The sequence below is a fragment of the Kitasatospora sp. NPDC057223 genome, assembly GCF_042669755.1.
GTDB lineage: Bacteria > Actinomycetota > Actinomycetes > Streptomycetales > Streptomycetaceae > Kitasatospora.
In genome coordinates this window covers 64,730-66,778 of the sequence record NZ_JBHUWW010000029.1, presented here as the reverse complement: position 1 = coordinate 66,778, position 2,049 = coordinate 64,730, and the positions used below count along the sequence as shown (strand labels likewise).

General features: G+C 72.9%; 2 protein-coding genes. One reads left to right on the top strand and one right to left on the bottom strand.

Annotated elements, in window-relative coordinates; all coding sequences use genetic code 11:
• Nucleotides 1-706: 706 nt before the first annotated feature.
• Nucleotides 707-1,075: an STAS domain-containing protein gene (locus ACFUK0_RS13910; RefSeq protein WP_380249599.1), complete on the bottom strand. Its 369-nt coding sequence runs from the start codon at nt 1,073-1,075 to the stop codon at nt 707-709.
• A gap of 431 nt (nt 1,076-1,506) precedes the next feature.
• On the opposite strand from ACFUK0_RS13910, the gene ACFUK0_RS13905 reads away from it, so the two are divergent.
• Nucleotides 1,507-1,902 (top strand): ATP-binding protein, encoded by a 396-nt coding sequence (locus ACFUK0_RS13905; RefSeq protein WP_380249597.1) that lies wholly within the window; start codon nt 1,507-1,509, stop codon nt 1,900-1,902.
• Nucleotides 1,903-2,049: the final 147 nt, after the last annotated feature.

Sequence of the window (2,049 nt, the reverse complement as noted above, 5' to 3'; positions counted from 1 at the left end):
GCGGCCTCACCGTTGACGACCCGCACGATCTCCCGCTGCGCCTTCTCCTCCAGTGCCTCCGTGATGAGCATGGCGTCGGCCGGGTCGTCCTCGACCAGCAGGACGCGGTAAGGGCGCCCGGGAACACGCGTGGTCACAATGGACTCCTGACTCAGCGGCACACTGGAAGTGGCCTTACCGGTGCGGCGCGGTCGCCGGACGGCGCCGGCGCGCCCCGGATGAGCGCAGCATAGGGGACCGGGTAGTCCGGCCGAGGTGCGGCTACCAAATCCAGAGCCGCTGCGGGTCCTCCGCGGAGGCGGCCGGCCTACGGCTGTCTGCGCGCGAGGAATTCACGTCCGAGGACGCACCTGGTGCCGAACCGGCAGAGCAGTCGGCCCGCCCCGGGGGCGGCGGGCGCCAGGGTGGCGACGCGGCAGTGGCTGCGGGCGGCAGGGATCGCACCGGCAGTACTGTACGTGCTGGCCCTGGTCGGAACGCGAGCGTCCCGGGCCCATGTGGGAGAAGGCCCGGGACAGTGATGAGAGGCTCCGCCGGTTCGCACGGTTTCGCAGATACCCGGCACCTACCCGCCCGACTGTTCCCGAACCATCCGCGCCCGCGCGGCGTCGCGTGAGGCGAGCGGACGCAGCGCACAGCACGTGAGACGCCGTGCGCGACATCGGCGGGCACCGTGGGCACGACCCCGGCATGTTGTTTCGGTTGGTCAGCCGGCGCGGGTATGCGGTAGGGCGGGGATCTCCTGGACGACGGGGAAGAGCTGGGCGGCGCCGGTCATCTCCAGCAGCCGGGACACGGCGTGGGCCGGGCGGGCGAGGTGGATCACCGTGCCATGACGTGCGGCCTCGATGCGGGCCTGCAGCAGGGTGTTGAGGCCGGAGGAGTCGCAGAACGTGAGGCCCGCGAGGCCGACCACCAGCGTGGGCGGTGCCGGCCGGACCGCCAGTGCCCGGTGCAGCGCGGTCCGCAGGATCAGGGCGTTGTCGTAGTCGAGTTCGCCCACGGCTTCGACGACCGGACCGCTGAGGCCCTCGCGGACGGTGGCGGTGAACCGGCCCGCCGCGCCATCGGTCATCGCCGGGTCCTGCTGGATACCTGCACGGGACCACCGTCCGGGCCGGGGTGGGATCCGCCCACCTGCTCCCGGCCAGCCGGCTCGAACAGGTGCGCGGGCGCAGCGGGTGGCGGGGCGTCCGGGGCGGTGGCCGGCGGCGCTGCGGCCCGGGGTGGAGAATGACGGCCGCTCCCGCTCCTCCGCTGGGGCTGCGCGGTCATTCGAGGGGGAGCGGCTCGACCGGGTGGGTTCTGGCGCAGTGGGACCGGGTGGCCGGTCTTGAGGGGACCAGCAGGACCTGCTCTCGGCGATCGCCACCGAGGGACCGACCTGGAGCTGGTGGCCGCGGAGGGCACCACCGAGACAAAGCTGATGGGGAACTTTCTGTCGGGATTGTGGTGATTGCCAGGTATTTGGGCGGGCAGGCGTGTGGGCGAACACCGAGGAGGTGAATGCTGGTGTTGGAGATCGACTCGACCCGCAACAGTGTGGCCCAGGCGCGCGATGCGGCGGCCCGGTTCGTGCGTGAGAACTGCCGGTGGGCCGACCCCGCAGCCGTGGCCCTGGTCCTGTCCGAACTGCTGACCAACGCCGTCCGTCACGCTACCGGTTGGTGGCGTCTGCGTCTGAGCGCCGACGACGGCCGGCTTCTCGCGGAGGTCCGCGACGCGGGTGACCAGATATCACGCGTGCGCCGGTCAGAGCTCGATGGCCGAGGCGGCCTCGGCCTGCACATCGTGGAGCAACTGGTGACCCGTCTGGAGGTCGAGCAGCACCGAAGCGGCACCGGCAAGACTTTGCGCGCGCTGTGGCTGTCCCCGACTGCGGATCCCGCCCCGATCACCTGACACCACGCCACCAACCACACCCATGCGGGCCCTGGGGTTCGGGAGCCGCACGGGAGGGGGGTATACGCCGGCGGGGGGGGCCCCGGGGGGGGGGGGGCCCCCCGGGGGGGGGGGGGGGCGGGGGGGGGGGGGGGCCACCGGGGCCCC